The 23,599-nt window shown below is 68.0% G+C and carries 23 protein-coding genes and 2 tRNA genes; 7 read left to right on the plus strand and 18 right to left on the minus strand.

Annotation, left to right across the window (positions count from 1 at the left end; genetic code table 11):
- Positions 1 to 94: 94 nt before the first annotated feature.
- From MF609_RS08285 to MF609_RS08305, 5 genes are all read right to left on the minus strand, one after another.
- Entirely contained in the window at positions 95 to 979 is an 885-nt protein-coding gene (locus MF609_RS08285) for a DUF4167 domain-containing protein (protein ID WP_242415837.1), read from the minus strand.
- Positions 980 to 1,225: 246 nt separating this feature from the next.
- Positions 1,226 to 2,035 (minus strand): peptide chain release factor N(5)-glutamine methyltransferase, encoded by an 810-nt coding sequence (gene prmC / locus MF609_RS08290; RefSeq protein WP_242416013.1) that lies wholly within the window; start codon positions 2,033 to 2,035, stop codon positions 1,226 to 1,228.
- Positions 2,036 to 2,278: 243 nt separating this feature from the next.
- Complete coding sequence (gene prfA / locus MF609_RS08295; RefSeq protein ID WP_242415838.1) at positions 2,279 to 3,349, minus strand: peptide chain release factor 1; 1,071 nt, start codon at positions 3,347 to 3,349, stop codon at positions 2,279 to 2,281.
- Positions 3,346 to 4,593: a histidine--tRNA ligase gene (hisS, locus tag MF609_RS08300; RefSeq protein WP_242415839.1), complete on the minus strand. Its 1,248-nt coding sequence runs from the start codon at positions 4,591 to 4,593 to the stop codon at positions 3,346 to 3,348. The genes prfA and hisS overlap by 4 nt, the downstream gene beginning before the upstream one ends.
- A 42-nt stretch (positions 4,594 to 4,635) precedes the next feature.
- Positions 4,636 to 5,976: a cation:proton antiporter gene (locus MF609_RS08305; protein ID WP_242415840.1), complete on the minus strand. Its 1,341-nt coding sequence runs from the start codon at positions 5,974 to 5,976 to the stop codon at positions 4,636 to 4,638.
- A gap of 131 nt (positions 5,977 to 6,107) precedes the next feature.
- Here MF609_RS08305 and MF609_RS08310 point away from each other — a divergent pair.
- Positions 6,108 to 6,181 (plus strand) — tRNA-Gly (locus MF609_RS08310).
- A gap of 9 nt (positions 6,182 to 6,190) precedes the next feature.
- On the opposite strand, the gene MF609_RS08315 is transcribed toward MF609_RS08310, so the two are convergent.
- On the minus strand, positions 6,191 to 6,517 hold the full coding sequence (locus MF609_RS08315) for a YnfA family protein (protein WP_419723073.1): 327 nt from the start codon (positions 6,515 to 6,517) through the stop codon (positions 6,191 to 6,193).
- Positions 6,518 to 6,555: 38 nt separating this feature from the next.
- Positions 6,556 to 6,642: transfer RNA gene (locus MF609_RS08320), tRNA-Tyr, on the minus strand.
- Between the two features lie 179 nt (positions 6,643 to 6,821).
- Between MF609_RS08320 and rlmB the strand changes: the two genes are divergently transcribed.
- Positions 6,822 to 7,571, plus strand: a complete 750-nt coding sequence (rlmB, locus tag MF609_RS08325; protein ID WP_242415841.1) for a 23S rRNA (guanosine(2251)-2'-O)-methyltransferase RlmB — start codon at positions 6,822 to 6,824, stop codon at positions 7,569 to 7,571.
- A gap of 375 nt (positions 7,572 to 7,946) precedes the next feature.
- Here the strand turns inward: rlmB and MF609_RS08330 are convergent, their stop codons facing one another.
- The gene (locus MF609_RS08330) at positions 7,947 to 8,264 is read right to left on the minus strand and encodes a 2Fe-2S iron-sulfur cluster-binding protein (RefSeq protein WP_242415842.1); all 318 of its coding nucleotides are present in this window, start codon (positions 8,262 to 8,264) and stop codon (positions 7,947 to 7,949) included.
- Between the two features lie 60 nt (positions 8,265 to 8,324).
- On the opposite strand from MF609_RS08330, the gene MF609_RS08335 reads away from it, so the two are divergent.
- Positions 8,325 to 8,969, plus strand: a complete 645-nt coding sequence (locus tag MF609_RS08335; RefSeq protein WP_242415843.1) for a DNA-3-methyladenine glycosylase family protein — start codon at positions 8,325 to 8,327, stop codon at positions 8,967 to 8,969.
- Between the two features lie 277 nt (positions 8,970 to 9,246).
- Here MF609_RS08335 and MF609_RS08340 read toward each other — a convergent pair whose 3' ends face one another.
- From MF609_RS08340 to MF609_RS08360, 5 genes are all read right to left on the minus strand, one after another.
- Positions 9,247 to 9,336: a darcynin family protein gene (locus tag MF609_RS08340; RefSeq protein WP_242415844.1), complete on the minus strand. Its 90-nt coding sequence runs from the start codon at positions 9,334 to 9,336 to the stop codon at positions 9,247 to 9,249.
- 206 nt (positions 9,337 to 9,542) lie between these two features.
- The gene (locus tag MF609_RS08345; RefSeq protein WP_242415845.1) at positions 9,543 to 10,043 is read right to left on the minus strand and encodes a homogentisate 1,2-dioxygenase; all 501 of its coding nucleotides are present in this window, start codon (positions 10,041 to 10,043) and stop codon (positions 9,543 to 9,545) included.
- 84 nt (positions 10,044 to 10,127) lie between these two features.
- Positions 10,128 to 10,442, minus strand: coding sequence for a hypothetical protein (locus MF609_RS08350; RefSeq protein WP_242415846.1), 315 nt, complete (start codon positions 10,440 to 10,442; stop codon positions 10,128 to 10,130).
- Positions 10,439 to 12,103 carry a DNA repair protein RecN gene (recN, locus tag MF609_RS08355; protein ID WP_242415847.1) on the minus strand — a complete coding sequence of 555 codons (1,665 nt, stop codon included), beginning with the start codon at positions 12,101 to 12,103 and terminating at the stop codon, positions 10,439 to 10,441. The genes MF609_RS08350 and recN overlap by 4 nt, the downstream gene beginning before the upstream one ends.
- 266 nt (positions 12,104 to 12,369) lie before the next feature.
- Complete coding sequence (locus MF609_RS08360; protein WP_242415848.1) at positions 12,370 to 13,335, minus strand: outer membrane protein assembly factor BamD; 966 nt, start codon at positions 13,333 to 13,335, stop codon at positions 12,370 to 12,372.
- A gap of 131 nt (positions 13,336 to 13,466) precedes the next feature.
- Here MF609_RS08360 and MF609_RS08365 point away from each other — a divergent pair, with 131 nt between their 5' ends.
- Positions 13,467 to 14,291 (plus strand): class I mannose-6-phosphate isomerase, encoded by an 825-nt coding sequence (locus tag MF609_RS08365; protein ID WP_242415849.1) that lies wholly within the window; start codon positions 13,467 to 13,469, stop codon positions 14,289 to 14,291.
- Positions 14,292 to 14,383: 92 nt separating this feature from the next.
- A complete protein-coding gene (locus MF609_RS08370; protein WP_242415850.1) occupies positions 14,384 to 14,947 on the plus strand; it encodes a glycine zipper 2TM domain-containing protein in 564 nt (187 codons plus the stop codon).
- Here MF609_RS08370 and rarD read toward each other — a convergent pair.
- On the minus strand, positions 14,944 to 15,849 hold the full coding sequence (gene rarD / locus MF609_RS08375; protein WP_242415851.1) for an EamA family transporter RarD: 906 nt from the start codon (positions 15,847 to 15,849) through the stop codon (positions 14,944 to 14,946). The genes MF609_RS08370 and rarD overlap by 4 nt on opposite strands.
- Before the next feature lie 5 nt (positions 15,850 to 15,854).
- A complete protein-coding gene (locus tag MF609_RS08380; protein WP_055758567.1) occupies positions 15,855 to 16,076 on the minus strand; it encodes a hypothetical protein in 222 nt (73 codons plus the stop codon).
- Between the two features lie 124 nt (positions 16,077 to 16,200).
- On the opposite strand from MF609_RS08380, the gene MF609_RS08385 reads away from it, so the two are divergent.
- Both MF609_RS08385 and MF609_RS08390 read left to right on the plus strand, forming a co-directional pair.
- Positions 16,201 to 16,914, plus strand: a complete 714-nt coding sequence (locus tag MF609_RS08385) for a hypothetical protein (RefSeq protein ID WP_242415852.1) — start codon at positions 16,201 to 16,203, stop codon at positions 16,912 to 16,914.
- A gap of 50 nt (positions 16,915 to 16,964) precedes the next feature.
- A complete protein-coding gene (locus tag MF609_RS08390; RefSeq protein ID WP_242415853.1) occupies positions 16,965 to 17,408 on the plus strand; it encodes a hypothetical protein in 444 nt (147 codons plus the stop codon).
- Positions 17,409 to 17,502: 94 nt separating this feature from the next.
- Here MF609_RS08390 and MF609_RS08395 read toward each other — a convergent pair whose 3' ends face one another.
- From MF609_RS08395 to MF609_RS08405, 3 genes are read right to left on the minus strand one after another with little or no spacing between them, the layout of a single operon-like run.
- Entirely contained in the window at positions 17,503 to 19,047 is a 1,545-nt protein-coding gene (locus tag MF609_RS08395) for an efflux transporter outer membrane subunit (protein WP_242415854.1), read from the minus strand.
- Positions 19,044 to 22,235, minus strand: a complete 3,192-nt coding sequence (locus MF609_RS08400) for an efflux RND transporter permease subunit (RefSeq protein WP_242415855.1) — start codon at positions 22,233 to 22,235, stop codon at positions 19,044 to 19,046. Before MF609_RS08400 ends, MF609_RS08395 begins: the two co-directional genes overlap by 4 nt.
- 3 nt (positions 22,236 to 22,238) lie before the next feature.
- Positions 22,239 to 23,420: an efflux RND transporter periplasmic adaptor subunit gene (locus MF609_RS08405; RefSeq protein ID WP_242415856.1), complete on the minus strand. Its 1,182-nt coding sequence runs from the start codon at positions 23,418 to 23,420 to the stop codon at positions 22,239 to 22,241.
- Between the last annotated feature and the right edge of the window lie 179 nt (positions 23,421 to 23,599).

Raw genomic sequence — 23,599 nt, forward strand, 5'->3', positions numbered from 1 at the left:
TGACGAGACTCTCTATTACCCCGCGCCCAAACGAAAAGGGCCGGTATCGCGCTTGGCGATACCGGCCCCTTATCGTCTGACGCGCGTCGCCCGATCAGGCGGCGGGCGGCACGGCCTCTTCCTCGTCCGCACGGACGCGGCGGCGGCGGCGCGGGCGCTCGGCCGCATCGTCGTTCGCCGACAGCGCCGGCGGCAGGCGGTCCGCCTCGATCGACGGCGCGGCTTCGACCGGCTCGGCCACCGGGGCCTCGACGCGGGACCGGGTCGTGCGGCGGCGGACCGGCTTGGCCTCGACCGCCACTTCAGGGGCGGCTTCGGTCACGTCGTTCTGCTGCGTGCCGACTTCGCCTTCCACGCCGCGCAGTTCGGCACCGTCATTGGCCGGTGCGGTGGTGCGCCCGCCGTCACGGCGCAGGCGTTCACGCTGCGGACGGTCTTCGCGCTGCGGACGATCCTCGCGCGGTGCCCGATCGTCACGCGACTGGCGTTCCTCGCGCGGCTGACGCTCTTCGCGCGGGCCACGGTCGTCCCGATAGTCGCGCTGGGCACGGGGCTGGCGGTCGTCGCGATTGCCGCGATCTTCCCGCTGGCCGCGGTCCTCGCGCTGGCCACGATCGTCGCGGTTGCCGCGATCCTGGCCGCCGGTTTCGGCGCCATTGTCGCCGTCGCCGTCGAAATCCTCTTCATCGCTGCCGTCGAACTCGTCGCGGCTGCGGCGCTGTTCCTCGACCCGCGAACGACCGGCTTCCAGCACGCGGAAGTAATGATCGGCGAACTGGAGGTAATATTCGGTGTTCACCCGGTCGCCGGCGCGTTGCGCATCGGCGGCGAGGTTCTTGTACTTTTCCAGCAATTGCGCGGCGTTACCACGCGCGCGGTTGTCTATGCGGTTGCCGTTATCCCGCGGATTGCCGCCGCCGCTTCCCGGCTGCCGCTGGCCACCGCGACCGCGACGGCGGCCGGCCTGACGATTGTTCATCAAGGGTTGGTTGTCCTGTCCTTACCTGTCCGTCGATCTCGCGATCCCGGGTGCGAGCCACTTCGCGAAACGATGCACGGGCACCGTCCGCCTGCCATGACCACCGGACGACAGTGGTTCACATGACGATGGAAGGAGCCACGCCCCGCAATCGACGCCTTGGTCGATGGTGCCTGCCCCGCCGCCGGTCTTAGCGGCTGCATCGTGCAACTCCAAGCGGAAAGATGGGGTCGAGGCGCAACTGCTTCAACCGGCCACGACACAGCGCGCCCGATCGCCCAGATCACGCACCAGCCGCGCCGGCAGCCCTGCGTCCCGCACCAGCGCCAGCACGGCATCGCCCTGTTCGTGGCCGATCTCGATGGCGGCGATGCCGTTCGGTGCCAGCAGGCGCGGCAGTTCCGGGACGATCCGACGGTAATCGTCCAGACCGTCCTGCCCGGCGAACAGCGCGCCGGCCGGTTCATGGCCGACGACCTCCTGCGGCAAGGCTTCGGCAGTGCCGATGTAAGGCGGGTTGGTCAGGATCAGGTCGAAGCGTTCGTCGATGCCGGCGGTCCAGTCGCCCTGTCGCCACGTCACCCGCCTGCCCATCCCCAGCACTTCGCCATTGTGCCTGGCATAGTCGAGCGCGACACCCGAGGCATCGACGCCCAGACCGGTCGCGTCGCGCCATTCGTCGAGCGCGGCGAGCAGCAGCGTGCCCGGCCCGGTGCCGAGGTCGAGAATGCGCGCCGGTGCCCGCCCGGCGAAATGCGCCACCGCCGCCTCGATCAGCGTCTCGCTGTCCGCCCGCGGCACCAGCACGCCGGGGCCGACCAGCAGCTCGATCGTCCAGAAGGCGCGGCTGCCGGTGATGTACGCGACCGGTTCATGGGTCAGCCGGCGTTCGACCAGCGCATCGAAGCCCGCCGGTGCCGGATCGTCGAGGCGGGCGAGCAGCATCGCCTCCCGCGTACAGCCAAGCGCATGGGCGGCGAGGAGTTCGGCATCGAGGCGGGGAGAGTCGGAGACAGCGGCGATGCGGGCCGTTGCTTCGGTCAGCGCTCGGCGCAGCGTGATCACGGGTTCACGCGAAGGCGCGAAGACGCGAAGAAGGGTTGGTTTCGCGCAGAGGCGCAGAGGCGCGGAGAGGGTGCGCGCCGGGAGACGTTCCGCGCCGTCAGGCGCTTTCCGGCTGAATTGCCTTGGCGATAGCGAGGGATCGCTGCGCGATCGGCCGTCTCAACCGCTCTGCGCCTCTGCGCCTCTGCGCGAAAACTCTCTTCTTCCCTTCGCGTCTTCGCGCCTTCGCGTGGATCAGCCATCCAGCGTCGCCAGCCGCTCCGCCTCGTCCTGCGCGATCAATGCGCCGATCAATTCCTCCATCTCGCCTTCGAGGATTTCGGGCAGGCGATGGAGCGTCAGGTTGATGCGGTGATCGGTCACCCGCCCCTGCGGGAAATTATAGGTGCGGATGCGTTCCGACCGATCACCCGATCCGACCATCGACCGGCGGGTGCCGGCCCGCTCGTCGGCCAGCCGCTGGCGTTCGGCCTCGTACAGGCGGGTGCGCAGGACCTTGAGCGCCTTCGCCTTGTTCTTGTGCTGCGACTTCTCGTCCTGCTGGATGACGACAAGGCCGGTCGGAAGGTGGGTGATGCGCACCGCCGAATCTGTCGTGTTGACCGACTGGCCGCCAGGCCCGGACGAGCGGTACACGTCGATGCGCAGGTCCTTGTCGTCGATCTGGACGTCGACATCTTCCGCCTCGGGCAGGACCGCGACGGTCGCGGCGCTGGTGTGGATGCGCCCGCCGCTCTCGGTCGCGGGGACGCGCTGTACGCGGTGGACGCCGCTTTCGAACTTCAGCCGCGCGAACACGCCGGCGCCGGTGACGCTGGCGACGACTTCCTTGTAGCCGCCAGCATCCGATACCGATGCGGAGATCAGTTCAACCCGCCAGCCGCGACTGTCGGCATAGCGCTGGTACATGCGGAACAGGTCGCCCGCGAACAGCGCGGCTTCGTCGCCACCGGTCCCGGCGCGGATTTCGAGCATCGCCGCGCGTTCGTCCGCCGCGTCGCGCGGGAGGAGCGCCAGCGACAGGGCGCGTTCGGCGGCTTCGAGCTGCTGGCGGTTGGTGTGGAGTTCCTCGACCGCCATCTGCCGCAAATCGTCATCGGCGTCCTGCGTCATGAACGACAGGCTCTCGCTCTCGGCGCGGAGCCGCCGGACCTCACCCGCCGCTGCCGCGACCGGCTCCAGCTCGGCATATTCCTTCGACACCGCGACGAAGCGGTCGCCGGGCAGGTCGCCCGTCGCCATCTGCGCCGCCAGTTCGTCGCGCCGCGCCTCGATCTGGGCGATGCGTTCGGGGGCGATGGTCATGCGGAAACGATCTTGGCCATTACGGCACGAAGCGCGGCTTCTTCCGTATCCGTGAGGCGCAAATTTAGGAAATCGATCTTCATCGCGTCTTCATGGCGCACCATGAAGATGGCAGCATCTGCACCGTATCGCAGCGCACGGTTGTGACGCTTCTTTGGATTGGCCGTGACGAAAGCTTCAACGGCGAAGTCGTTTTTCCGTAGTGTCGTAGCATACTGCACTGCCGGCAAAACAAAATCGTCATCTTCGGCAACGACCGCGATCTTCTTCGGAGGCCTTGGAAGCTCCTCCAGCAGCATCGCCAGCCGCTCGATCCCCGCAGCCCAGCCGACACCGGGGGTCGAGGGGCCACCGAGGCTTTCGATCAGCCCGTCATAGCGCCCGCCGGCCAGCACGGTCCCTTGCGCACCCAGCCGGTCGGTGACGAATTCGAACGCGGTGTGGCGGTAATAGTCGAGACCGCGCACCAGCCGGTCGTTGCGGGTCCATGCGACCCCCGCCGCATCCAGCCCCGACGTGACCGCCGCGAAGAAGTCCGCCGCCTCCGCCGTCAGATACCCGTCGATCCCCGGTGCCGAATCGGCGATCGGGCGGTCGCGCGGGTCCTTCGAATCGAGGATGCGCATCGGGTTCTTGTCGAGCCGCTTGAGGCTGTCTTCCGACAGGTCGCCACGATGCGCTTCGAAATGCTCGACCAGCGCGGCGCGCCATGCGTCGCGCGTCTCGGCATCGCCCAGCGTATTGAGCTGCAGCGTGACGCCGTCCGAAATGCCCAGTTCCTTGAGCAGCTGGTCGGCCATTGCCAGCAGTTCGACATCGGCCATCGGCTCGGCCGCACCGATTACCTCGGCGTCGATCTGGTGGAACTGGCGATAGCGGCCCTTTTGTGGGCGTTCGTAGCGGAACACGGGGCCATGCGTCGCGAGCTTGAGCGGGGCGTGCTGCTGCCACCCTTCGGTCAGGAACGCGCGGGCGATGCCGGCGGTGAATTCGGGGCGCAGCGTCAGCGAATCGCCGCCACGATCCTCGAAGGAATACATTTCCTTCGACACGACATCGGTCGTCTCGCCCAGCGAGCGGGCGAAGACGGCGGTCGATTCGAACACCGGCACTTCGACCCGATTAAAGCAGTAGAGCCGGCGGACGCGCTCGAACGTCTCGGCGACATGGGTGAAGCGCCGCTCGAAATCGCCGAAAATGTCCTGGGTGCCGCGCACCGGACGCGGAGTCGTGATCTTTGCCATTATGCGCGCGATTTATGGTGTCCGCCGGACGAACGCCAGCGTTTACGCAGGCACATGTCCCAGTTCGCCGCTGGCCCGCGCCTGGCGGCCATAGACCGCCTCGAACAACGGGGTCGCCATCACGGTCGTGACGATGGCCATCAGCACCAGCATCGCGAACAGCGTGGGACCGATGATCCCCTTTTGCAGGCCGATATTGATGATGATGAGTTCCATCAGCCCGCGAGAGTTCATCAGCGCGCCGATGCCGAGCGCGGTGCGATTGTCTTCACCCGCCAACCGCGCCGCCGCCCAGCAGGCGCCGAACTTGGCGAGGATCGACATCACCAGCACGCCGAGCGCGATCAGGAGGAGCGGCAACGAACTGACCGTATCCATCCGCGTGTTCAGCCCCGAATAGGTGAAGAACATCGGCAGAAGGAGGACGACCGCCAGCGGCTCCACCTTGCGCTTCAGCTCCTCGACGAACAGCCCGCGCGGCATGAACACGCCAAGGATGAAGCCGCCGAAGATGGCGTGGATGCCGATCGCGTCCATGAAGAAGGCAGAGAGACAGAACAGCATCAGCGTGATCGACAGCACGGTCATGCTCATCTCGCCCCGCGCCTCGACCGCGCGGCCGAGCGGGGCGAGCAGGCGCTTGCCGAACAGGATCAGGAACGCGGCGTAGAGCAGCGCCCCGCCGATGGCGAGGATGGCGACGCCCGCCCCTGCCCCGAACGTCGCCAGCACGATCGCCAGCACGCACCACGACACCGCATCGTCGAACGCCCCGGCGGTCAGCGACAGCGTGCCGAGCGCGGTGTCGGCAAGGCCCCGTTCGTGGATGATGCGCGCCAGCATCGGAAAGGCGGTGAGCGCGATGCAGGCGCCCATGAACAGCGTCGCGCTGCCGGTCGAAATCCCTTCGGCGAACAGCCCCGGCACCCGCAGCAGCAGTGGCGTCACCAGCACCGCCAGCAGGAACGGCACGGCGATGCCCGCCGCCGATACCATCGCCGCGCTTCGTGCCTTGCTCTGGAAATGGTCGAGCCGGAGCGTCAGGCCGACGAGGAACATGTAGAGGCCGACGCCCAGTTGCGCGCCCGCATAGAGGACGCCGCGTGTTTCCTTGGGGAAGATCGCCGCCTGCAGATCGGGGAAGAACAGGCCGAGCAGCGACGGGCCGAGGACGACGCCGGCGATCATCTCCCCCACCACCTGCGGCTGACCCAGGAAGCGCTTGCCCGCCCAGCCGACCACACGGCACGCCAGCAGGATCACCGCCAGTTGCAGGAAGAAATGGATCGAATAATCGGACGGCGCGAAGCTCTTCGCCGCCTGTACCGCAGGCCCATGCGGGTTCAGCACATCGCCGAGCGCGGCGCCCATGTCGTTCAGCATTGCGCCCTCCCCCGGCAACCTGTGGTCGGAGCAATAGGGCTGGGTACTGTAAAAGCAAGGTGTTGCACGAGGCGGTTGACCTGTCCCGCTTCGCTGTGGCAGGTGCATCGCTCTGACACGCAAGCGCGTGGGCGGGTATAGCACAATGGTAGTGCAGCAGCCTTCCAAGCTGAATACACGGGTTCGATTCCCGTTACCCGCTCCAACCCCCACATCATCGCGGTCCGAACAGGATCACGCCGCACCCGGCGATGCATAGCGCCGCGCCGATCAGGTCGAACCGGTCGGGCACCATCCCCTCGACCGTCCAGCCCCACAGCACCGCGCCCAGCACATAGACGCCGCCATAGGCCGCATAGGCGCGCCCTGCCCCGGCGGTGCCGCTTTGCGCGAGCAGCCATGCGAAGGCGACCAGCGCGGCGATGCCGGGGATCAGCCAGAGGGGCGAACGGTCGAGCCGCCACCATGCCCAGAAGGCGAAGCAGCCCGCGATCTCGCACAGGGCGGCGAGGATGAAGAGGATGGGGGTCGGGATGCTCACCTCCCGCTGGGGCACCGCCGCGCTACCTGCGCGGACGGTGGTGGACAGGGCTGGATTCGAACCAGCGTACGGGAAACCCGGGCAGATTTACAGTCTGCTGCCTTTAACCACTCGGCCACCTGTCCAGCCGCCACTCAGGCGGGCAAGCCGCTGAGCGAGGGCGCCCATTGCCGTCCCGGCGCGGCGCTGTCAACGCCTGCCTGCAACTTTGTTGCCGATTTGCGCCGATGCGCCCGTCGCGGCTATGAGCCGGGCATCGCGTTTGCCGACCACGGCCGCACCCCGAAAGATTCGAAAGACCGACATGGCCCGCAAAGGACACCGCCCCAGCAAGGCATCGCCGCAACGCCCGCGTTTCTGGGGCCGGCACGCCGCCTTCGCCGCGCTCGACAATCCGGAGCGGGTGATCCGCAAGATCTGGTGCACCCGCGAGATGGGGTCGCAGCTGGTCCTGCCCGAAGGCGTGCCGGTGGTCTTCGCCGAAGCCGCCGACCTCGCCCGCCTCGTCCCCGCCGATGCGCCGCACCAGGGAATCGTGGTCGAGGCCGATCCGCTGGAGGATATCTGGCTGGCCGACCTGATCGAACAGGGGCGCGACGACGACCGGCCGATCCTGTTGCTCGACCAAGTGACCGACCCGCACAATGTCGGCGCGATCCTGCGCTCGGCCGCCGCGTTCGACTGTCTGGGCGTGGTGACGCAGGACCGGCACGCACCGCCCGAATCGGGCACGGTCGCGCGGTCGGCATCGGGCGCGCTGGAGAGCGTTCCGTGGGTCCGTGTGGTGAACCTGTCCCGCGCGCTGGTCGAGCTGGGCGATGCCGGATATTGGCGCGTCGGGCTGACCGGGCATACCGAGACGACGCTGGCGCAGGCGCTGGGGCCGAAGCGGGTGGCGCTGGTCGTCGGGGCCGAAGGCGAAGGCATGCGGCAGAATACCGCGGCGCATTGCGACATCCTCGCCAAGCTGCCGATTTCGGACCGGATCGAGAGTTTGAACGTGTCGAATGCGGCGGCGATCGCGCTGTATGCGGTGGCGACGCACGAGGGATGAAGACGGAGCAGCGCAAGCTGCTTCGCATCATCCCCGGGCCGGCCGGCGGGCTTCAGCCCGTCCGACGACATGAGCTTTGCCCATGGCGGGTTGCATTTGGGGCGGGGTTCTCGGTTCTCGACGGACGCTTCTCGACTTCGCTCGAAGCTGCTCGAACTGAACGGGGAGGGTTTGGAGGGGTTGATCCCTTCTCCAGCCCCGCTGCCCCCTGATACTCCCCGTTCGGTTCGAGTAGGGATCGAGCTTGTCGAGAGCCCGTATCGAGAACGCCTCTCCGCGCACGCAAAGCGCCATGGGCAAAGCCCATGTCGTCGGTCGGGGCGTTGCCCCGCCGGCCGCGCTTGGAAGGGCTGCGCGCCAGCTTGCGGTGCCGCGTCAGTCTTCCTTCGCGATCACCACCCGCATTCCGTCCAGCGCCTCGCTGATGGGCAGCTGGCACGACAGCCGCGAGGTCGCGTCCCGGTCCTCGACCGCATCGAGCAGGTCGTCCTCGTCCTCGCTGACGGGCGGCAGGCGGTCGAGATAGGCGGCGTCGACATGGACATGGCAGGTCGCACAGGAACAGCAGCCGCCGCACAAAGCGAGGATGTCGTCGAAGCCGTTGATCTTCAGCACTTCCATGACGGACAGCCCGACCTCCGCGTCCACGGTTCGTTCTTCCCCGGCACGGTCGACGACGGTAAGCGTTGGCATGATATCTTCTCCTGTCCGCCGCCCCATGCCGGGGCGACCGGCGCTTTTCAAGGACCGGCCATGGGACTTTCCGCCGAACAGCTGCGCACGTCGCTGGATGCGTTGGCACAGCGCGAGCCGGCGTTCGCGGCGGCGCTGGCCTATGCCGGCTATCCCGAACCGCGCATCCGCGAGCGTGGCTATGTGACCTTGTTGCGCACCATCGTCGGGCAGCAGGTCAGCTACAAGGCGGCGGACGCGGTGTGGAAGAAGCTGGAGACCTTGCTGGGCGATGCCAGCGATCCCGCGCGAATCGCGACCAAGACCGACGAGGAACTGCGCGCCGCCGGGCTGTCGCGGCAGAAGAGCGGCTATGCCCGGAGTCTCGCCGACGAGGTGCTGAGCGGGCGGCTGGACCTCGCCAACCTGCCCGACGATGACGAGGAAGCGATCGCGCAGCTGGTGCGGGTCAAGGGGATCGGACGATGGTCGGCCGAAATCTACCTGCTGTTCGCCGAGGGGCGGCTGGACGTGTGGCCGGCAGGCGACCTGGCGGTGCAGGTCGAGATCGGCAAGATACTGGGCCTGCCCGAACGGCCGAGCGAGAAGGCGATCCGTGACCTTGCCGAGGCGTGGCGGCCGCATCGCAGCGCCGCGACGGTGTTCGCGTGGCACCATTATATGTTCGATCCAGAGACGAAGGCGGCGAAGAACAGCGCGATTTAGCGGCGGCCAAGGTCCAGCATCGCTGGACCGAGGCTCAAGCCGCGTCCGGCCGGCGGCGCGAGAAGCGCCGTCCGACGGCACCGGCTTTGCCGGTGTCGCGCCTCCTGAAAACAAAGGCTTTTCTCGCCAAAGTTCACAAAGTTCACACTTGCCACGTTTTTGCGCGACAGTTGCGACCGGGACGCAGTAGCGATTCGATTGTCAAAGAACGCAAGGAGTGTGGCAGGCCACCGCGCTGTAGGACAGGCGTTTCTCTCACGCGACAGCGGCCCAGTCGTCAGGCCGTGATCGCCGACCGGTCGTAATTCCTGGCGTAGGCATTTTCGACGCCAGTCAGAATGTCGACGATGTCGAAATAGCGGTCCACCTGTCAAAGGGCGGAGCGATACTGACAGCCCGACCCCGTGTAGGAAAGCGGTCCGTGCGGTGGTGCCGGTCGTCCGTTGCGAACGAGCCTGGCGCTGCGTCCCGCTTCCGCCACGATCGACGGAGAAGCGGGACCCCGGGTCAAGCCCGGGGTGACGACGAAAAGGGAAACGGTGCCGGAATTGGCGAACATCGGTCCGCGGTGGATCAGCCGACCGGCGTCACCATCAGCGTCACCGCCGCCGGTTCGCTGCCGGCGATCTGCAGGAGATGGCGACCGGGTTTGAGGTCGAAATCGACCATCTTGCGGATCGTCGAGCAGGCCGGGCCATGGCCATGCGTTACCGAGGCGACCGGTGTCGTGCCGCGCAATACGTCGATCCATGCCGCCGACCCGAGCGCGACGCGGTAGCGCCCTGCCCGCGCGACATCGAACGCAAAGACGCCGCCATGACTGCTCGCCGCACCGGGCTTTGCGGGGCGGACGGCATAGGTCACGCCAGCGGTCGGAAGCAGCGTCGCGCGCACGGCCACTCCGGGCGTCAGCAACGCGGGCTTCGACGCGGTCGAGGCGGCGGTGATAGCGGTTGGCCGGCCCCAACCCTCCATGCCGCGCGGCAGGCCGATAGGCGTCGGCGGACACGCCTCATCGCGCGGCGTGGAAACCGCCTGTGGCAAGGACAGGGCGATAAGGGTCGCGAGCAGCATGAGGGTTCCCCGTCAGTCGGAAGGTCGGCTTCTTCACCACGATAGCCGCCGGTTGACCGGCACGCCATGGCGCTCGACCCGATCCTACCGCGCCGCCCACCAACCGGTATAGGGCGTGTTCTCGACCTTGTGCCGGTTGTAATCGGGCGCGCCGTCGGTCCACCAGACGGGGCCGCGTTCGCCGAGCGCCGTTTTGGCCGCGTCGACCGCCTTGCGCGCCTTGGCCACCGCTGCGTCGTCGCCGGCGCGCTTGCCCGCGCCCACCGCGCGGCGGGCGTCCATCAGGGCGTGGACGAGGGTTTCGCGCTCGCTCTCGGGCAGGTCGGGGCGGGTCGCGCGCCACAGCACGCCGTCGACCACGATATAACGGCCATCGGGCGTGCGTGGCGGCTGCGTCATGCCGGTTCGATCAGCCGCCGCGCCTGCGCCCGCGCCTCGTCGGTAATCTCCGCACCCGAGAGCATCCGGGCGATTTCCTCGCGGCGTTCGTCGCTCGACAGCGGGCGGACGCCGGTGCGGGTGACGGTACCGTCATGGGCCTTGGCGATCAGCAGGTGACGGTCGCCGCGCGCCGCGACCTGGGGGCTGTGGGTGACGACCAGCAGCTGGGTGGCGCGCGACAGGCGGTGGAGCCGGTCGCCGATCGCCGAGGCGACCGCGCCGCCGACGCCGCGATCGATTTCGTCGAAGATCATGGTGGCTGCCCCGCCTTCTTCGGCGAGCGCCACCTTCAACGCGAGGATGAAGCGCGACAATTCGCCGCCCGAGGCGATTTTCGCCAGCGGGGCGAAGGGCGCACCGGGGTTGGTCGAGATTTCGAATTCCACCCGGTCGCGGCCGGAGGACGACCATTGGGCGTCGTCCAGTTCGGCGACGACGGTGCGGAAGCGGGCGGCGTCGAGCTTCAGCGGGGCGAGTTCGCCCGCCACCGCCGCATCGAGTCGCGCGGCCGCTTCGGCACGGGCGACGTGGACGCGATCAGCTTCCTTCGCATAGGCGGTGCGCGCCCTGGCGACGGTCGCCTCCAGCTTGCCCAGGCCAGCCTCACCCGATTCGAGCAGGGCGAGTCGCGCGGTCAGCTCCTCGGCGAGGGTCGCAAGGTCGTCGGGCTGGACGCGGTGCTTGCGCGCCATCGCCCGCAGCGCGAACAGGCGGGACTCGTCATCCTCCAGCGCGCCGGCATCGAACGCCAGCGCGTCGCTCGCCTCGCGCAGCGCGACCTCGGCCGCCTCCGCCTCGACCAAGGCGCGGTCGACGGCGGCGAGCGATTCGGTGAGCGCCGGATGGGCGTCCGCGATGCGTTCGAGCGCGCGGGCGGCCTGTCGCAGTGCCGACAGCGCGCCATTGGGACCGTCGAGTCGTTCCTCGACCTGGGTCAGGTCGTCCGCGACCTTTTCGGCGCGCTGCATCGAACGGCGGCGTTCGGCGAGAGTCTCTTCCTCGCCCGGTTCGGGGTTCAAGGCGGTCAGTTCGGCGACGGCGTGTTCCAGCCATTCGCGGTCGCGCTGCGCCACCTCGATCTCGGCCAGTGCCGCGCCCAGCGCCGCTTCGGCCGTGCGCCAGTCACGATAGGCGCGCGACAAAGGGGCGGTGTCGATCCGGCCGAAGCCGTCGAGCAGCGCGCGGTGGCCGCGCGGGTTGAGCAGGCCGCGATCGTCATGCTGGCCGTGGATTTCCACCAGATGCGGGGCGAGGTCGCGCAGCAGGCCGGCGGAGGCGGGCTGATCGTTGACGAAGCCGCGGCTGCCACCATCAGCCTTGACGATGCGGCGGATGATGAGCGGCTCGCCGGGTTCGAGGTCGAGGCCGTTATCGTCGAACAGCCGGGCGACCGGGCCGTCGGGCACGGGGGGCGCGAAGATCGCGGTCACGCCCGCCTGTTTCGCGCCATGGCGAACCAGCGCGGTGTCGCCGCGCGCGCCGAGCGCGAGGCCCAGCGCATCGAGCAGAATCGATTTTCCCGCGCCGGTTTCCCCGGTCAACACGCCCAGACCAGCGGCGAAATCGAGGTCGAGCGCCTCGATCAGCACCACGTCACGGATGGAAAGCGCCGTCAGCATCGCGCCCTCCATAGCCGCGGAACGAGGCAAGAACAAATGGCTTCGTGCGGCATGGGGTGCGAACGGATGATGCGGGGGTTCGATCCGTGGAGGCTACCCTGTTCCATCCGACAGGAACCGTCGCCCCAGCGAAGGCTGGGGCCTCAGGCGGCTCCTGCCCCGTGCTATCAGCGGGAGATCCCAGCCTTCGCTGGGATGACGAATGTGCCAGCGAAGTGCAGCGGCCACGTTTATGGACTCCCACCTTCGCGGGAGTGACGAAAAGGTCAGTTGCCCGACGGGCTGCCCGCGCCGGTCGTCGTGCCGCCGGTCGTCGGACCGGTCGGCGACGGGGTCACCGCCGGCGGGGTCCGGGGCGCGGGCACGGGATCGTCGCCGGGTTCGACCGTCACGGTGCCGGTGGGCGGCGGCGCGGGCGGCGCGTACTTCACCGGGATCGGCTTGGGCGGCGGCGGCGTCTTGTCGTTGATGAGGTCATAGGCGCGCTGATACCAGTCGGTGCCCGGATAATTGACCCCCAGCACTGCCGCCGACTTCTTCGCCTCGGCCGGCACGCCCAGCGCCAGATAGGTTTCGGTCAGGCGCATCAGTGCTTCGGGCGCATGGGTCGTCGTCTGATACTGATCGACGACCGAGCGGAAGCGCATCGAGGCGGCGAGCCACTGGCCGCGCTGCTGGTAGAAGCGGCCGATCTCCATTTCCTTGCCCGCGAGGTGATCGCGGACCAGATCGAGCTTCAGCCGGGCATCGGCGGCATAGGGCGTGTTGGGATAGCGGCGCGAGAGTTCGCCCAGCGCGTCCATCGCCTGCATCGTGATCTTCTGGTCACGGGTCACGTCGCTGATCTGCTCGTAATAGCTGAGCGCGATCAGATAATAGGCATAGGGCGCGTCGCGGTTGCCGGGATGGACCGACAGGAAACGCTGCGCGCCGGCGATCGCCTTCGTATAGTCCGCATCGAGATAATAGCTGAACGCGCCCATCAGCTGCGCGCGGCGCGCCCAGACCGAATAGGGGTGCTGGCGCTCCACTTCGTCGAACAATGCCGCCGCGACCTTGTACTGGTGGCGGTCGAGCCGGTCCTTGGCGGCGGTGTAGAGCGTGCCCACGTCGCGCGCGACATAGGGCAGGTCGCGGCCGGCACCTGCACCGCCGCGCGCGCAGGCGGACAGGCCGAGACCGGCAATGGCGACGAGGATGAGCGCAGACGCGCGGGTCGATACGGTACGCATATGGGCGACGCTTCTACTGCCACAGGGGTAGCGCGAACAGTCCCTTTCGCGCGTAGTTGAGGGTAGCGCGAACGATGCCGTTCGCGCATGGAGCACACCAACCCGTTCACCACCGATCAGGAGCGCGTCCAGTGCCGGTCACCAAGCTCGAAATGCACCGTGTCGAAAAGCCATGGGGTCGCCACACCCTGGGCTTCGGTTTTGCCGACCAGCCCGCCGATGCCGATCCGGTCGGCGAAATCTGGTACAAGACGCCGGGCGACGACACGCCTGACCTGCTGGTCAAATATCTGTTCACGTCGGAAAAACTGTCGGTGCAGGTCCACCCCGACGACAAGCAGGCCCAGGCCCGCGGCCTGCCGCGCGGCAAGGACGAATGCTGGACGCTGCTGGCGGCCGAAGCCGATTCGACGATCGCGCTGGGTACGCTGGAGCCGATGACCGCCGAACAGCTGCGCGACGCGGCGCTGGACGGGTCGATCGAGCAGAAGCTCGACTGGAAGCCGGTAAAGGCCGGTGATTTCTTCTACGCCAAGTCGGGCACGGTCCATGCGATCGGTGCCGGGATCACGCTGATCGAGATCCAGCAGAATTCGGAAACCACCTATCGCCTGTACGATTATGGTCGTCCGCGCGAGCTGCATCTGGACGACGGCGTCGCGGTGTCGGACGCGCGGCCGTTCGTCGCCCCGGAAGCGCCGGGCAAGGTCGCCGAGGATCGCAGCATCCTGGTCAACGGGCCGAAATTCGTGCTGGAGCGCTGGACCGGTGGCGAACGCACGGTGAAGGTTCCGGCAGGGACCAAGGGCTGGTTCGTGCCGGTCACCGGCAATGGAACGGCGGACGGTACGAATTGGACCGCCGGTGACTGCCTGACGTTCGAAGGTGACGTGCAGTTGCGCTCCAGCGAAGATGCCGACCTGTTGTTCGCCTATCCGGGTGAACAATATGCCTGACGCCGGAATGAACGGGAAGTAGTTTCCCGTTCACGCAACTGGACAAGGGTACGCATCGTTCTACCGCCCGTCCTCTGGATAGGAGCCGTATGATGCGTACCCCCATTCTTGCCGCGATGGTCGCGGCCGTGACCCTGCCGACCCTTGCCGCCGCCCCGGCGATGGCGCAGACTCCGCGCCAGGACTATCGCGACGAAGTGCGCGACGCCCGCCGCGACTATCGCCGCGACCTGCGCAATGCCGACAGCCCCCGCGACGTGCGCCGTGCCGAGCGCGAATACGCCCGTGACGTGAACGACGCCCGCCGCGACCTGCGTCGGGACCAGCGCGACTGGCGCGGCTATCGCAACTATAACTACAACCGGTTCGAACCGGGCCAGAACCGCTATTATGCCGATCGTTACTATCGCGACGGCCGCTATTATCAGCCGCGCCGGCTGACCCGGAACGACCGCATCTATCGCGGACAGGACAATCGCTATTACTGCCGCCGCAGCGACGGCACGACCGGCCTGATCATCGGCGGCATCGGTGGCGGCGTGCTGGGCAATGTCCTGGCGGGTGGCAATTCGGGCCTGCTCGGTACGCTGCTCGGTGGCGGCGCGGGTGCGCTGCTCGGTCGCTCGGTCGACCGTGGCCAGGTGGTCTGCCGCTAAGCCCGGTTCGGGGCGGCCTCGCGCCGCCCCGGCTTGCGCCCGCCGATGACATAGACGGCGAGCCCCGCCCAGATCAGGGCGAAACATCCCAGCCTGACCGGCGTCAGCGTTTCGCCGAACACCGCGATCGCCAGCAGGAACTGGATCGAGGGTGCGAGGAATTGCAGCATCCCCATCGTCGCCAGCCGCAGCCGGCGTGCAGCGGCGGAGAAGAGCAGCAGCGGCGCGGTCGTGACCGCCCCGGCGAGGATCAGCAGGCCGGCCATCCCCGCCCCCTGATCGAAGGCGAGCGGCTGCTTCGTGCTCAGGAACAGCAGATAGCCGAGCGCCACGGGGGCAAGCAGCGTGGTTTCGACCATCAACCCCTCCAGCGCGCCGACCGACACCGTCTTGCGGATCAGGCCATAGAGCGCGAAGCTGATGGCGAGGCTGAGGCTGATACCGAGCGCGACCCACGACGATCCGAAGGCGAACAGCGCCACCCCCGCCCCGGCCAGCGCCACCGCCGCGCCCTGCGTCCGGTTCATTCGCTCGCCGAGCAGGACGACGCCGAGCAGGACGTTCAGCAAGGGGTTCAGGAAATAGGCGAGGCTGGCCGCCAGCACTTCACCGTGCAGCACCGCCCAGACATAGACCAGCCAGTTGATCGCGATGAAGCCGGCGCTGGCGACGAGGTTGGCGAGCGCCCGCCGGTCGGCGAAGGCCGCGCGCAGCTGTCGCCCGCGCCCGACCGCGACGACTAGGATCGCGACCAGCAGCGCCGACCACAACACGCGCTGCGCGACGATCTCGCCCGCGTCGATCGGCCCGAGCAGCCGGAAATACAGGGGCAGCAAGCCCCATAAGGCATAGGCGCCGACGCCGAACGCCAGCCCCCGCCGGTCCGCCCCTTCCCCGTCCATCGTGGTTAGATCAGGCCGCCGGTCAGGAACAGGCGCAGGCCGGCGATGATGAGGATCACGAGGTTCAGGTTGCGGCCGGTATTCTTCGACGACAGCAGCCCGACCACGAACCCGACCAGCGCGATCGGAAAGGCGATCCAGTTCATCAGCGAGACGATGGGGATGAGCGCGGGGATGGCGATCACCAGCGCGACGAGACCGATCAGGATCGAGACGATGTTCAACATGGGACAGGACATGGCCCCGGCGGGCGCATCGGGCAATGGCGAAGGGGCGATTTTCCGTTAGGGTCGAATCTTAACCCGGCGGCGATAGCGTCGTGCGGCCCTGACTGCCCGGAGTGTGTCGCCGATGATTCGTGCCGTTTCGATCCTGTTGCCGATCGCGCTGCTCGGCGCGTGCAACCAGAGCGCGCCGAGCGCGAACAGCGTCGATTCGCTCGACGCCGAACTGCTGCGCGGCAATGCCGGCGATCCCGCGGTGACGGCGGCGTTGCAGGACCAGATCATGGTCGACCCCAGCCTGACCGGCCAATCGGGCAATGGCGCGCTCAAGCCCGCCGACAAGCCGTACAGCGCCGCCGCCCCCGCCGCCGATGTCGCATCGGGCAGCGCAGGCGCGTCCGAATCACTCGAATCCGCGCCGAAGCCGGGTAGCTGCCCGTCGTGCAAGGGCGGGCGCGAGGCGCTGACGCTGGGGGAACTGGCCGCCGTGCAGAAGGCCGGCAACCGGCAGTGCGCGGCAAAGGTCGGTTATAGCGCGGCATGGGCCAATCGCCTGCCCGCCGCCTTTGCACTCCATCCCGATGCGCGGCTGTCGGAAGCGGCCGGCACCGATGCCGATGGCTGCCGGATGCGGGTGGTCAGCTTCACCATCGCCCAGCCGGTCGATCGCATGGTCGACTGGTATTACACCCGCGCCCGGAAGGGCGGCTATTCGGCGGAGCATCAGGCGGAGGGCGACCAGCATGTGCTGGGCGGCACGCGCGGCAATGCCGCCTATGCCGTGTTCCTGTCGCCCGAGGGGCGGGGCACATCGGTCGACCTGATCGTCGACGGCGGCTGATCTTTACCCGGCGGTGCCGGCTCCCCATGTCGTTGCGGAGGGGGAACCATATGCTGATCGTTGCTGCCACGTTCGTCGCCTGTATCGTCGTCCTGCGGTTGTGGCCGGACCTGCCGATGGCGCGCATACTGGCCGCCCTGCTGATCGTGCCGGTCGCGCGGCGGGTGGCCGCGCTGACGCCGGGGCATTGGTTGCTGTTTGCGATCCTGTCGGCGGCGGCCGGGACCGTTGTCTGGATGGGCGGCGACATGCTGGTGGTGACGGCGATGGGATCGCCGGAACTGGCTGGCGTGTTGCTGGCGGTCGATGTCGCGGCGTATCTCGACGCGGTGCTGGCGGCGCTGGCGGTGGCGAGCGCCGTGCGGGGGACGTCGCTGAAACTGTGGGTGGCGCGGGTGTTGCCGCGGCGGCGCGGTCGGCGGACGCGGCGGGTGCGGGTGGCGCGGAAGGCGGCGAATGATGACGAGCCGGCGGGGGTTTGGCTGGCCGCTTGAAGCTCTACCGTCACCCCGGACTTGATCCGGGGTCCCGCTTTCTTGACCAAGGCAGGAGAAGAAGCGGGACCCCGGGTCAAGCCCGGGGTGACGATTAGGGAGCGGGTGTCGCAGGAGCCTCCGGCGTCACCGACACCGGGCCGTCGGGTCCCGCCTCCAGCAGCGAATCGCCACCCAAGGACCGGTACAGCGTCACCCGGTTGGTTGCGGCGACCAGTTGTGTCGCGACCAGCCGGCGTTGCGCGCTGTAATAGCTGCGCTGCGCGTCGAGGCTGGTGAGGAAGGTGTCGATCCCGCCCCGATAGCGTGCCTCGGTCAGGCGGAACGTGTCCTGCGCGGCGAGCAGGTTGGCGCGTTCGGCGCGGGTCTGTTCGGCGATCGTACCCTGCCGCGCCAGCGCGTCGGCCACGTCGCGGAACGCCGACTGGATGGTGCGTTCATAGGTGGCGAGCAGCGCGTCGCGTTGCGCCTTGCTGAACTCGACACCCGCACGGCCTGCTCCAGCGCGGAAGATCGGATAGCTGAGCGAGGGGGCGACCGAATAGTTGAACGCCCCGCCGGTGAAGAGCGTGCGCAGCGCGTCGCTGGCGAAACCGACCAGTCCGGTCAGCGACAGGCGCGGGAACAGCGCCGCACGCGCCGCACCGATATCGGCATTGGCGGCGAGCAGTTCATATTCGGCCTGCACCACGTCGGGGCGGCGCAAGAGGATCGACGAATCGATTCCGGCAGGCAGATTGGCGATGGTCGGCAGCGCGACGTCGATCGATGTGGGCAGCAGCGCGGGATCGATGGGCGCGCCGACCAGCAGTTGCAGCGCGTTGATGTCCTGCGCCAGCTGGGTCCGCTGTTCGGCGAGGTCGCTTTCCGCCGTGGCGAGGATCTGTTCGGCCTGGCGCAGGTCGGTGCGCGGGGCGATCCCGCCCTGCAGCCGGGCGCGGGTCAGCGTGACGCTGCGCCGGGCGCTGGCGGCGGTCGCCTCCGCCACCGCCATCAGGCTGCGGTCGGCACCATAGGTCGCCCAGGCCTCGGCAATGTCGCCGACCAGTGTCAGCCGGGTGGCACGCGCGCCAGCCTCGGTCGCGAAATAGCGATTCTGCTCGGCCTCGGTCAGCGAACGGATGCGGCCGAACAGGTCGAGTTCGAACGCGGTCGCGCCGAGGTCGAGCGAGAAGCTGCTGGGCGAGCGCCCGCTGGTGACGATCGTGCCGCCGGTGCCCGTGCCGCCAGTCCCGGTCCCGGTTCCCGTGCCACCATTGCCGGTACCGCCCCCAGTGGTGGGGATCGTGGTCGTGCCGTTGCTGCCGGTGCCGCGATAGCTGTAGCGGGCCGAGGCATCGACCTGCGGCAACAAATCGGCGCGCTGGATACGGTACTGCGCGCGGGCCGCGCGAATGTTCGCGGCGGCGACCGCCAAATCGCGGTTGTTGACCAGCGCCTGCCCGACCAGCGTGCGCAGGCCGGGTGCGGTGAACACCTGTTCGAAGGTCAACGCGGGCAGGCTCGCCTCGCTCTGCCGCAGATAGGCGTCGCCGACCGGCCAGGAGGGCGGGACCACCGCGGTCGGCCGTTCATAGGCCGGGGTCATCGAACAGCCGGCCAGCAGCGCGGCGATGAGCGGGATCGTCAGCCGCTTCATGCGTCGGCCTCCTTGGGCGGATGATGGCGCAGCTTGGCGAGACCGTCGCGTACCCCGCGCCGGACCAGCACGAAGAACAGCGGGATGTAGAAGATCGCCAGCACGGTCGCAGTGAACATGCCGCCGATCACCGCCGTGCCGATGGCGATGCGGCTGTTCGCGCCGGCCCCGGTCGAGATGGCGAGCGGCAGCACGCCGAAGATGAAGGCGAGCGACGTCATCAGGATCGGGCGGAGACGGATGCGGGCGGCCTCCAGCGCGGCGTCGATGACGCGCGCGCCCTTCTTTTCCGCCTGCTCGGCGAATTCGATCATGAGGATCGCGTTCTTGGCGGCGAGGCCCATGGTGGTGAGCAGCCCGATCTGGAGATAGACGTCGTTCTCAAGCCCGCGCAGCGTGACGAAGGCGATCGCGCCGATCAGGCCCAATGGAATGACCAGCAGCACCGCGATCGGAATCGACCAGCTTTCGTACAGCGCGGCGAGGCACAGGAACACGACGAGGATCGACAGGCCGTAGAGCAAGGGCGCCTGTCCCGAGGACAGTCGTTCCTGGAACGACAGCCCGGCCCAGGCGACGCTGGTGCCCGGAATCTGGCCGGCGAGTTCGGCGATGCGGTCCATCGCCTCGCCCGAGCTGACGCCCGGTGCCGCCTGCCCCTGAAATTCGAACGAGGGCAGGCCCTGAAAGCGCGACAGGGTGGTCGGCGCGACGGTCCAGCCGGTGCGCGAGAAGGACGAGAAGGGCACCATCTGTCCGTTGCTGCCGCGCACGAACCATTGCGACAGGTCGGTCGGTTCGCTGCGATAGGGCGCGTCGCCCTGCACGAACACGCGCTTTACCCGGCCGCGATCGATGAAGTCGTTGACGTAGCGGCCACCCCAGGCGGTCGACAGCGTGTTGTTGACGTCGCCCTGCGTCAGGCCGAGCGTCGACAGCCGCTGCTGGTCGATGTCGACGTTCAGCGTGGCGATATCGGGCAGTTCGGACAGGCGTACGCCGGTCAGCATCGGATCGGCATTGGCGGCGGCGAGCAGCTTGTCGCGCGCCTCGGCGAATTCGGCGGTGCTCATGCCGCTGGCGTTCTGCAGCTCCATGGTGAAGCCGTTCGCCTGTCCCAGGCCGCGTACGGCGGGCGGCAGCAGCGCGAAGACCTGTGCGTCGCGCAGGCCCCCGAACGCGGCGGAGGCGCGGGCGACGATCGCGTCGGCGCTGTTTTCCTTCCCCTTGCGTTCCGCCCAATCGGTGAAGTTGATGAAGCCCTGCCCGGTATTCTGCCCCGAACTGCCGCCGCCGCCGCCGGCGACGGTCAGGATCGTGCGGATATTGTCCTTTTCATAGGTCAGCAGATATTTTTCGACCGCGCGCTGCACCTCCTCGGTGCGGCCGCGCGTCGATCCGGCGGGCAGCTGGAACCGGACGGTTGCCGCGCCCTGATCCTCGGTCGGCAGGAAGCTGGTCGGCAGGCGGAAGAAGAGCAAGGCGAGGATGGCGAGGACCGCCGCATAGAGCAGCAGATAGAGCCATTTGCGGTCGATCACATGGATGACGCCGCGTTCGTATTTCGCCACGCCCCGGTCGAACCGGCTGTTGAAGCCGTTACGCAGCCGTTCGCCGACATGGGCGACGCGCGGGAATTTGCGTTCGAGCCAGCCGCCCTCCAAGCTGCCGTCCTCGCCCCGCTTCTTCTGCTTGAGCAGCGTCGCGGTGAGCGCGGGCGACAGGATCAGCGCGACCAGCACCGACAGGATCATCGCCGCGACGATCGTCACCGAGAACTGGCGATAGATCACGCCGGTCGACCCGCCGAAGAACGCCATCGGCAGGAACACCGCCGACAGCACGATCCCGATCGCGACCAGCGCGACCTGAATCTCCTTCATCGATTCGATCGTCGCCTCGCGCGGCGTCATGTCGGGATTTTCGTCGAGCAGGCGCTCGACATTCTCCACGACCACGATCGCGTCGTCGACCAGCAGGCCGATCGCCAGCACCAGCCCGAACAGGGTCAGCGTGTTGATCGAGAAGCCGAAGAGATAGAAGACGCCGAAGGTGCCGAGCAGCACCACGGGCACCGCGATGGTCGGGATCAGCGTCGCGCGCCAGCTTTGCAGGAACACGAACATGACGATGACGACGAGGATGACCGCCTCGACCAGTGTCTTGACCACTTCCTCGATCGACAGCTTGATGAAGGCGGTGGTGTCGTTGGCATAGGCGAAGGTCAGGCCGGCGGGGAAGTTCTGCGACTGGCGCTCGACCTCGGCCTTGACCAGTTCGGCCGTTTCCAGCGCATCGGCACCGGGCGCGAGGCTGATGGCGAGGCCCGCGCCGGGATGGGCGTTGACCCGGCTGAGCGCCGAATAATTCTCCTGCCCCAGTTCGATCCGCGCCACGTCCGACAGGCGGACGGTCGAGCCGTCGGGCAACGTCTTGAGAATGATCGCGCGGAACTGCGCCGGGGTCTGCAGCCGCGACTGGGCGGTGACGGTGGCGTTCAGCTGCTGTTCGGGGCCGGTCGGCTGGCCGCCCAGTTCGCCCGCCGCGACTTCGGTATTCTGGTTCTGGATCGCGGTGACGACATCGCCGGGCATCAGCGAGAAGGAGGCGAGCTTCGCCGGGTCGAGCCAGATGCGCATCGCATATTGCGAGCCGAACACGTTGGTCTCGCCGACGCCGTTGATCCGCGCCAGCGGCTCGACGAGGTTCGCCTCCATATAGTCCGACACGTCGCCATTGGTGCGCTGGTCGGTTTCGTCGAAGATGCCGACGATCATCAGGAAGTCGGGGTTCGACTTGGTAACGCGGATGCCCTGTTGCTGGACCTGTTGCGGCAGGCGCGACAGGGCCTGCTGCACTTGGTTCTGCACCTGCACCTGCGCGATGTCGGGATCGACGCCCTTGTCGAAGGTCGCGCTGATCGTCACCTGCCCGCGCGACGAGCTTTGCGAGCTGAAATAGAGCAGCCCGTCGATGCCGGTCAGCTGCTGTTCGATGATCTGGGTGACGGAGTTCTGGATCGTCTCCGCATTCGCACCCGGATAGGTGGCGCGGATATTGACCTGGGGCGGGGCGACGTCGGGATATTGCGCGATTGGCAGCGACAGGATCGCACCCAGCCCGCCCAGCATCACGATGATCGCGATCACCCATGCGAAGATGGGGCGATCGATAAAGATGCGGGACATGGCTTATCCCGCCTTCTGTGGCGTGGCGGCCTTGTCGCCTTGCGGCTTGGGTTGGAGCCGTTGCGGGGTGTTGGCCGGCACCGGCCGAATCTTCGCATTGGGCTTCAGGTTCGCGGTCCCCTGCGTAATCACCTTGTCGCCGGGGTTGAGGCCGCCGGTCACGACCCAGAATTCGCCCTGGGTCCGGTCGGCCTGCACCACCTTCTGCACGGCGGTATCGTTGGGACCGACGACGAAGACGGTCGCCTGCCCCTTGGGATCGCGCTTCACCGCCTGTTGCGGGACCAGGATCGCGCGCTGATCGATCGCCTGCGCGAATTGCGCGCGGACGAACATGCCGGGCAGCAGGATGCCCTGGGCGTTGGGGAAGCGGGCGCGCAGCGTGACGGTGCCGGTCTGGGCATTCACCATCACCTCGGCAAACTGCACCGTCCCGGTCTGGCCATAGTCGCTGCCATCCTCCAGCCGCAGCCGGACGGCGGCCGAGGCCGGGACCACGCCGCCGCTGGCCAGTTCACGGCGCAGCGCGAGGAGGTCGGCGGCGGATTGCTGGATATCGACGAAGATCGGGTCGAGCCGCTGGATCACCGCCAGCGGATCGGTCTGGTTCGTCGTGACCAGCGCGCCTTCGGTGAAATAGCTCCGGCCGATGCGGCCGGTGATCGGCGCGGGGACGTTGGTGAAGGACAGGTTCACTCGCGCCGTTTCCAGCTGGGCGCGGCTCTGTTCGACCGCTGCGGCGGCCTGCCGTGCCTGCGCCGCGGCGTCGGTATAGTCCTGGCGGCTGACCGCCTCGATCTCGGCCAGCGGGCGATAGCGGTCGGCGCGGACGCGGGTCGCCTCCGCATTGGCGCGCGCGCTGTTGAGGTTGGCGACGGCTTCGTTGGCCTGCGCGCGGTAGAGGCGCGGGTCGATCTGGTAGAGCGTCTGTCCGGCACGGACCAGCGCACCTTCGGTAAAGTAGCGCTTGCGGATGATGCCGGCGACCTGCGGGCGAACCTCCGACTGCTGGAACGCGACGACGCGGGCGGCGAGGTCGGCGGTCTGGGCGACGCTGGTCGGCTGGACCACGACGAAGCCGACCTGCGCCGGCCCCCGGTCACCGCGCCCGTTCTTGGTCGCCTTCTCGCTCCCGCCGCCGCCACAGGCGGACAGTGCGACAAGGGCGGGCAGGAACAGGGACATGCGGACGCGCGGCGACGCGGATCGGATCAAGGCGACAACCTTTGCGACAGGATAGCGGCGCGGACGCGCCGACGCACAACCATCGCCACGCCCGAAAAGTTTCGAAGACGATTTCATACGCGCCACGTCAAATCGCGCAATGCGAAGGTTGTCGCAAATTGTCGCGGGTGGGCGACGAT

It is taken from the genome of Sphingomonas panni (genome assembly GCF_022664435.1).
Lineage (GTDB): Bacteria > Pseudomonadota > Alphaproteobacteria > Sphingomonadales > Sphingomonadaceae > Sphingomonas > Sphingomonas panni.